At 56.6% G+C, this 7858-nt stretch carries 5 protein-coding genes; 4 read left to right on the forward strand and 1 reads right to left on the reverse strand.

The window, feature by feature from the left end; all coding sequences use genetic code 11:
* Positions 1-10: 10 nt before the first annotated feature.
* The 3 genes from KQI65_08105 to KQI65_08115 all read left to right on the forward strand — a co-directional run bounded on the left by KQI65_08105 (position 11) and on the right by KQI65_08115 (position 4646).
* Positions 11-2077, forward strand: coding sequence for a hypothetical protein (locus KQI65_08105; GenBank protein ID MCB2204697.1), 2067 nt, complete (start codon positions 11-13; stop codon positions 2075-2077).
* Between the two features lie 166 nt (positions 2078-2243).
* Entirely contained in the window at positions 2244-3578 is a 1335-nt protein-coding gene (locus tag KQI65_08110) for a M28 family peptidase (protein MCB2204698.1), read from the forward strand.
* Between the two features lie 3 nt (positions 3579-3581).
* Entirely contained in the window at positions 3582-4646 is a 1065-nt protein-coding gene (locus KQI65_08115) for a hypothetical protein (protein MCB2204699.1), read from the forward strand.
* Between the two features lie 171 nt (positions 4647-4817).
* On the opposite strand, the gene KQI65_08120 is transcribed toward KQI65_08115, so the two are convergent.
* Complete coding sequence (locus KQI65_08120; GenBank protein ID MCB2204700.1) at positions 4818-6983, reverse strand: T9SS type A sorting domain-containing protein; 2166 nt, start codon at positions 6981-6983, stop codon at positions 4818-4820.
* A gap of 628 nt (positions 6984-7611) precedes the next feature.
* On the opposite strand from KQI65_08120, the gene KQI65_08125 reads away from it, so the two are divergent.
* On the forward strand, positions 7612-7858 hold a 247-nt coding region (locus tag KQI65_08125; protein ID MCB2204701.1), incomplete at its 3' end, for a hypothetical protein.

The following is a 7858-nucleotide window of genomic DNA, read 5'->3' on the forward strand; positions in this document are numbered from 1 at the left end:
TTTTCTCGCCATGCTCGGTGTAGCTTCTCCGCTGCATGCACAGGCGCAGGACGCCGACAGTGCGGCCACCTTCACGATGAAGCTCATTGCGCAGGGGACCCCGGATTCCGTCGTCCTTCGCTGGGGCTTTGAAGACTATCCCGTCTGGAAGGCTGCGGGGCGTGCAGGATTCGTCATCGAGCGCGCGGAGATTCGCAGCGACCAGAAGAACCCGAAGGAATTCGTGTGGCAGCGCCTGACGCCGGCAGCACTGCATCCCTTCAGTGTCGTGGAGTGGAAGGGGCGCTATGCGCCGCAGGATTCGCTCGCAGGAGCGGCCGTGCAGGCACTGCATGGACAAAGTGTGGTCACGAGTTCCGATCCCTTCGGATCCATCGTCGAGCTGCACATGCAGCAGGAGAACCTCATGGGCTTTGCTCTTCTTCTGGCGGACATGCGGGCGGACCTGGCTGATGGACTTGGACTCCGCTACGTTGATCGCGACGTGCAGGCCGGGAAGGGATACATGTACCGCCTCAGTGTCGCACAGGTACTCCCCGACTTCCCGCTCGACACCGCTGTTGCCATCGCGGTGACACGAACGCCCGAAGCGCTGCCTGCGATCCAGTCCCTCACTGCGGAAGAAGGGGAGAAGCAGGTCGTTCTGCGCTGGGATCGTTATGAGCACCTGGAGAGAACATACGGGGGATATTTCATTGAGGAATCCACCGATGGAGGCGTGAACTTTGCTCCGCGGAATGATATTCCCTTCATGCCCGTCTCGCGTGACGGGGAAGACCCCGTACCGACCGTGCAGTACAGCATCCATCTCGATCGTAACTACGCTCCCGTGCATTACCGCATTCGCGGCATGACTGCTTTTGGTCAGCTCTCGCCGCCAGGCAAAGAATTACTCGCCATGGGGAGGGACAAAACCGCGCCAAAGCAGCCAGCCATTCAGCCGCATGAAATCGTGGACGACAAATCAGTACTGCTGCGCTGGGAAATTCGCGGCGACGCAGACCCGGATCTCGATGGTTTCCTGATTGCGAAAAGCGTATCGCCGGAAGGACCGTTCGATGCGGTCAGCGATCTTCTCCCGGTGACAGACCGCAGCTATATCGATGTGGACGTGAACAATCTCCCGGCACATTACTACGTGGTTTCCGCCGTGGATACTGCGGGCAACAGCCGGATGTCCGCCCCGGTACTCGCGCTCTTTCCCGACTCGATTCCCCCCGCGATTCCGCAGGGACTGCATGCGAGCATCGACTCAAGTGGCGTCGTGCGCCTCGAGTGGACCGCGAACGAGGAGATCGATCTGCAGGGATATCGCGTGTTCTATGCAAACGACCCCACGCATGAGTTCCAGCAGCTGACGAGACAGATTTCACAGGACACCGCCTTCGTCGATACGCTTACGCTGAAAACGCTGTCCGAAGAAATCTACTACAAGGTCACGGCACTGGATTACAACTTCAATCACTCGCCCTTCACCGAAGCACTGATGGTGGAGAAACCCGACATCGTCCCGCCTTCGGCACCGTTGATTCATGACATCGAGAGCATGGAAAACGGGGTGCGCATTTCCTGGCATCGCAGTCCCACCTCCGACGCCGCCGACCACATCATCGTTCGCCGCGAGCGCGGGAGCGAAGAGTGGACGCGCATGGACTCCCTCATCAGTCCCGCAATCACTTCCTTCACCGACACCAGCGTTGCTGCGGGCATGCTCTACGAATATGCAGTATATGCATATGACGATGACGGACTCCGGTCCCCGCTCAGCAACATCATCAGCGCGCGAAGCCGGGCACCGCAGCGCTACGCAGCACCCGACAACGTGGTTGGTACGTGGAACGCGGACAGCGGCCGCGTGCAGCTCACCTGGAGCTTCGAGGGTCCCCCTTGCCGCTTCATCGTCTACCGCACCGACAGCAACGCTCCCGCGCGCATGTACCACAGTCTCGACAGCGGTGTGCTCGCGTACGAAGACGCCCAGGTCAGCAGCGGCACCTACAAGTATGCTCTCAAGGCCATCTACCCCGACGGAGGAGAATCCGCGCTCAAGTACACTCCCACGGTGACAGTGCCGTAAGGGTAAGCGGAAACTCAATGCGAACCGGGCGACTGCATTGCATTGCTTCGCGGAAGGCGGCGGACTATTTTGTACGCACATCTCGCGCGCCTTTTCACCCCGATGGAGTCGTCTCATGTCCGTCAGTTTCCCGTGCCGTTCCGCAGTTCGTGTCTGTGCAGGAGGGATGCTTCTGCTCTCCATGTTCACTTTCCTCCCGATTTCATCGACTGCCCAGTCGCTGAGCGCCCAGTCGCTGAGTGCCCAGTCGCTGAGCGCCCAGTCGCTGAGCGCCCAGTCGCTGAGCGCCCAGCCGCTGAGCGCCCAGTCGCTGAGCGCCCAGTCGTTCAACGCGCGGGCGTGGTCCCCGGCCCGTTCCGAACTCATCGAAGACATCCTCGCTGCTGTCTCCACCGATACGCTCATGCTGCGCATGCGGGAGCTCTGCGGCGAGGAAGAAATCGAGTTTCAGGGGATCGGCGATACCATAAGGAACCGGCGGGATAATTACGGTGCGAATGACAATCATCTGGCGGCAGATTATCTCATGGCTGTCCTCGCGCGATATGGACTCGAGGTGCGGGACCAGAAGTTCGAGCAGACGGGCAGGAATGTCATCGGACTGCAGCGGGGGAGTGATGCTTCGGGTATGAAATATATCATCTGTGGACATTATGACGCAGCGTACTTCGGCTATCCGGGTGCGGACGACAATGCCAGCGGCACGGCTGCTGTGCTGGAAGCGGCACGCCTTTTGTCGACCTATCCCATGCGGTATGATGTGGAGTACATTCTCTGGGATGCCGAAGAGCGGGGACTCGTGGGCAGCAGGTATTACGCCGAGCAGGCGCGGCTGCAGGGAGACAGCATTCTGGGCGTCATCAATTGCGACATGATCTCATGGGATTCCGACAGCGACTTCAACGCCGCGCTGAATTACAATCAGGATATTGCCGCGCCGCTGATCACCGCCATGCAGCAGGTAAATACGACGTATGCGCTCGGACTCACCCTCGCGGTCAACAAGGAAGCCAGCACGCCCAGCGACAACTATTCCTTCGCGCGTTTCGATTATCCTTCCTTCCTGCTGATTGAGGACTGGACGGATTTCAATCCTTTCTATCACAGCGAGGAAGATCTGCCCGAGAAGGTCAATCCTTTCTTTTTCACACAGATGACGAAAGCCGCGATCGGCACACTCGCACAGCTGGCTGATGTCAGCAACGCGCTCTCGGTCGGGGGTACGCCGCATCCGCTGCCGGAGATCGCACTGCACACGCCATCACCCCATCCCTTCCACGGCCTTACCGCATTGCGTTTCACGCTGCCGCGCGCGCAGCATGTCCGCATCGAGCTATTTGACGCGGTGGGACGTCTCGTGAGCACGATCGCTGACATTGAAGGACGAGAGGGACTGCAGCAGGTGGGTTTCGACGCATCCGCTCTGAATCCCGGTTATTATCTCCTGCGCATGATCACGCCAACCGGAAGTACACAGATCGCCGTGCTGCGGGGGAATTGAGGCATGGGTATTCTCAAGAACATGTTCGGGAAGAAAGCGGAGGTTTCCGAGGAAGAGAACACCCACGAGCTTGAGCAGAAGCTCGAGGAGAGTCGCCTGCGTGAAGCGAGCATGGCCGATGACTGGAGGAAGAGTAAACCGCAGCTTGAACTGCTGGCGCGATTTTTCCGCGGTGCCGATCCCTGGAAGTTCATCGGGAAGGAGCACTGGGAGGATGTCCTCAGCGCGAAACCCGAGCATGTCATCGACAGGCTACGTACACAGGGCGCGCTGGTTCCTGCTCCCGCGGGCATCGCCCTCGCGCTGCGCTACGGCATCGAGGATCTGCGCTACATGCTTTCAGAGCGCGAGCTGCCGGTGGAGGGGACGAAGGAAGAACTGATACGACGCCTGATCGGGAAGGATCCGGATCATGTCCGCACGCTGCATGCCGAGATCAATGTCCTTATGCTTTCTGACGATGCGCGCCGGCAGGTCATCCGATACGTCAAAGCCGAACGTGAGCGCCGCGAGGTGGCCGAGCGCAAGGCGCTTGTCGGATTGCTGCAGCGCGACTATCTGCGTGCCGCGCTTGCAGTGGCGGAATTCCAGGAAGACAGTGTGTTTCCACGTGGAGTGGGACTCGCATTCAACGACGAAGACCAGCGCGTGAATGGGGAATTTCTCCAGCGCCTGTTCGAGAAGACACCGGCGTTACTGGCCGATATTGACGCCGAAAAACTCGACGTCCTGCGTGCTCCCGCAGGCATGGCATTTCTCTGGGGAAAAGACTCCGCCGCTTCATGGATACCGAAAGATTTTGAGCTCGAGTCCTCCTGGACAACGGACACGATCTGCACACTCCTGCAGACGCATACGCGCTACCTGCACGATCTCGACCGCTATCGCGATTCGAAGTACGACAAGTTCGAGATCTGGGCGAAAAACGATGTGCACACATGTGCCTCCTGCCGAAGTCTCAAGGGCGAGCTATATCGGCTCGAAAGCCTCCCCGAACTGCCGCATGCCGACTGCAGCTCCCCGCAGGGCTGCCGCTGCAGCATTGTCGTGTCAGAACACGCCTTCTAACTCCCTGATCAAAGCATTTATGCACTTTCTGCATATTTTTCCGTGAAGAATTATGCAGTTTCTGCATATTGGTCAGCCGCAGATTATGCACGTGCTGCATAAAATACAGAGCAAGGCCCCGATGTCGGGGCCTTGTGCGTTGATATCGGTATTTCAAAGGCTGGATGGGTCTTATTGTTGCACAAGGAGCGTCTGGCTGGTGGATGTTGTGCCCGTGGTCAGACGAACCATGTACACCCCGGGGGTGAGTCCTCGCACAGGTAAACGCGTCACATGCGTTCCGGCCGCGTACTCGGCAGAGACAGTGCTTCGCTGCTTTCTGCCCAGGAGATCGAATAATTCCACAGTCACTTCCGAGTGTGCAGGCAGACTGAAGTGCACGGAGATTGCGCTGCTGTGTACGGATGCGGGCTGCGGGGACAGCGCGTCGATGGTTGCATGCTGTGGCAGCGTAGCCGTGGGTGCTGCATCGGTGAGTGCATCGCTCATGCGATAGATCCCGTCGAACGCCGTCCTGAGATACAGCCTGTTCTGATCGTCGAATGTGAGCCCAAGAACCTCATCCGGTGCCACAGGCAATTCCGGAAGCTCGGCCTGCGCCCAGTAGAATCCGTCCTTCGTGCGGAGCAGACCGAGTTCGTTCTCTGTATTCCTGGAAGGTCGATACTCATAGACATTCCGATGGGCATCGAGAAGGAATTCGCCCAGGTTCTTTGAACCACCTTCGAGCACAACGTGCCAGCTGTCTCCCTGATCCGTGGAGCAATAAAGCGTTCGATTGCATTGGAGCAGTACGGCGCCGTTTCTTCCTTCCATCAGCCTGTAGTACCCGGGCCATTGGACGGTTTGCTCAGGAGTGATATCCTGCCATGTGACGGCATGGTCCGTGCTGCGAAAAACACCATTCGAGGAAAACGCGCAGAGCAGGGTGTTGCTTTCATGCAGTCCCATCGGCACGAGTTCCGTTCCGCTATACTTGTCCTCCGCCACTGTGGAGACATATTCCCAGCTTTGGCTCTGGTCGGTCGAGTGGTACACCTCTCCGTTCGCTGAGAAAAGGAAGAGGCCATTGTCGGTTTCAGCGAGTGAAGTTGCAGTGAATTGCAGCAGATACACCGGGGAAGGAACAAACCCTGTCAGGCTCCAGCTGATGCCTCCGTCCGTCGACCGGATGGAGGCGTTCAGTCCATAGGCCCTGGTATATCCATACATCGCTCCGTCACGTGAGTAGAAGTAAGGTTCAATGAGATAGGGAACTTCTCCCAACTCAGGTGTGCGCCAACTGTCACCGTAATCCGTAGAGATCAGTTGTCTCTCACTCAGTCCGCAAAAGAGGTGTTGACCCGGCGTCGCGTCCATGCGCACGTATCTTCCCGCCATGAGCAATCCACAGCGCTGAAGCTCCCAGTGCTCTCCCATATCGGTACTGCGATGGATGTCAGGTAATGAGGCGAGGAGGAGTGATCCCTCAGTCGATTTGACGACGGCATTGATACCGGATTCAACCGGTGCTTTGAGGTTGTCCCAGCTACGGCCGTTGTCAGTCGAATGGTAGATGTTGTTTGAATTCCAGGTGAGCAGGGATTGGTCCGGTGCGCGGTTCATCCCCGAGACGCTGCTATGCAGATACAGGCAGGATTCCCATGTATCTCCACCATCGGTGGAAACGAAATTCTCGTTTTCTTTGCAATAGAACAGAACATCGGTATCCCGGTAGAGGAGCGTGGGATACGGATCACCCCCATAGCCGGCGAGAATGCGTGTCCATTTCTGATCCCCGAGTGTGTACCGGTACAGGCCCTGCGTCCCTGCATCGATAAACCAGTGGTTCTGGTCATCACCAACCCCGGATGGATTCGGAGGGAGCTTGGGGAGTCCTTCCTGCGTGATCTCAAACCAACCCTCAAACATGGTGCTGTTGTAAAACAGCTTGCCTTTCGACAGGATCAGGAACTGATGTTTCGGAGAGATATCGAGAAGTCGATAGTCCGATGGCATCTCAATCAGCTGCCAGGTCGCCCCCTCATCTGTCGAGGATAGTACTCCCTGCTCCGTGGGAAAATACAGCGTCCCATCGCGCAGGATTAATCTTGATGAACTTACAGTTTCGGAATCCCTCAAGAGATATTCCCACGACGCACCGTCATCAGTGGATTTCAGGATCCCCCCAAATCCCTGATACGCAAGCACAGCGCCACTCGCTGCATTCATCATCCCATTCACGTGAATATTGGCCGCATCCGGTCCGGGAAGCTTCTCCCACTGCTGTGCCAACAAGGTTACGGGCAGAGAACAGAACACGAGGGTTAACACGAATAGTAGCCATTTCCCATTCATATGCATCTCCGTGCTGGTGTCTGAAAAGGAGCAGTCTATGTCAACTGTATACCTGCCTTACCCTTCGAGGACGGTACGTCGCAACAAAACGGACGAGGGACCACTCTACAGAAGCGAACTATTACCGATCAAGCAATCTGAATACGTATATAATACCACTGGGATTAGTAGAACACAATGAGCGGGGCAATGTTACAGTTGGCGAGCCTTTCATCCCAGCCGATTTTCTGTAGGTATTTCTTGTTGAACCAGGTCGCTCCTGTAGCTCAGGTGGATAGAGCATCTGCCTACCAAGTGGAACTAACAGTTAAAATCATCCGTCCACCCGCAGGGATTTACGGGGATTCTGAACAGTTGAGCCCTCAATCCGGGCGTGATTTCTGAACAGATTCTGGGAGATTTGTTCCGGAAATTCTGAACAATCGTGGATGAATGGAACACAAACTGTACGGAATCGCTTGACAGTCAACCCCCCCCCACCGTACTTTCTTCTCAGAAATGGATTTTGTAGTGCGAAACCTACAGCGTCTGGAGTGGATGTCCCTGCATCCATTGCCATTCCCGAGCTTTATTGAATCAGAGCCCGCGGTCAAAGAGCAATCACATCTCCGATTACAGGTGGGGTAAGATGAAGAGAATCGTCATTACAGTGTTGCTGCTCTTGTCGGTATCTGCGTACGGACAACCATACGAAACCGTATATCCTGACTATAACCCGATACCGTATACAGGCATTTTCGAACTGAACGAGCAGATTTACAGGGTTGGTCTGCACAATATTATTGAGATTTCATCGGATCTTGGGAACACATGGGAGTCGCGGACGCCCGCTGTCCAACAGTTCAATATTATTCAGGTCACGTCATCGGAAAACT

The sequence above is a fragment of the bacterium genome, from assembly GCA_020444325.1.
Classification (GTDB): domain Bacteria; phylum Bacteroidota; class Ignavibacteria; order SZUA-365; family SZUA-365; genus BM516.

Excerpts from the sequence above, each read along its gene's own strand:
- KQI65_08110 (MCB2204698.1), top strand. The coding sequence starts at position 2,244 with ATGCTTCTGCTCTCCATGTTCACTTTCCTCCCGATTTCATCGACTGCC.
- KQI65_08120 (MCB2204700.1), bottom strand. The coding sequence starts at position 6,983 with ATGAATGGGAAATGGCTACTATTCGTGTTAACCCTCGTGTTCTGTTCT.
- KQI65_08105 (MCB2204697.1), top strand. The coding sequence starts at position 11 with ATGCTCGGTGTAGCTTCTCCGCTGCATGCACAGGCGCAGGACGCCGAC.
- KQI65_08115 (MCB2204699.1), top strand. The coding sequence starts at position 3,582 with ATGGGTATTCTCAAGAACATGTTCGGGAAGAAAGCGGAGGTTTCCGAG.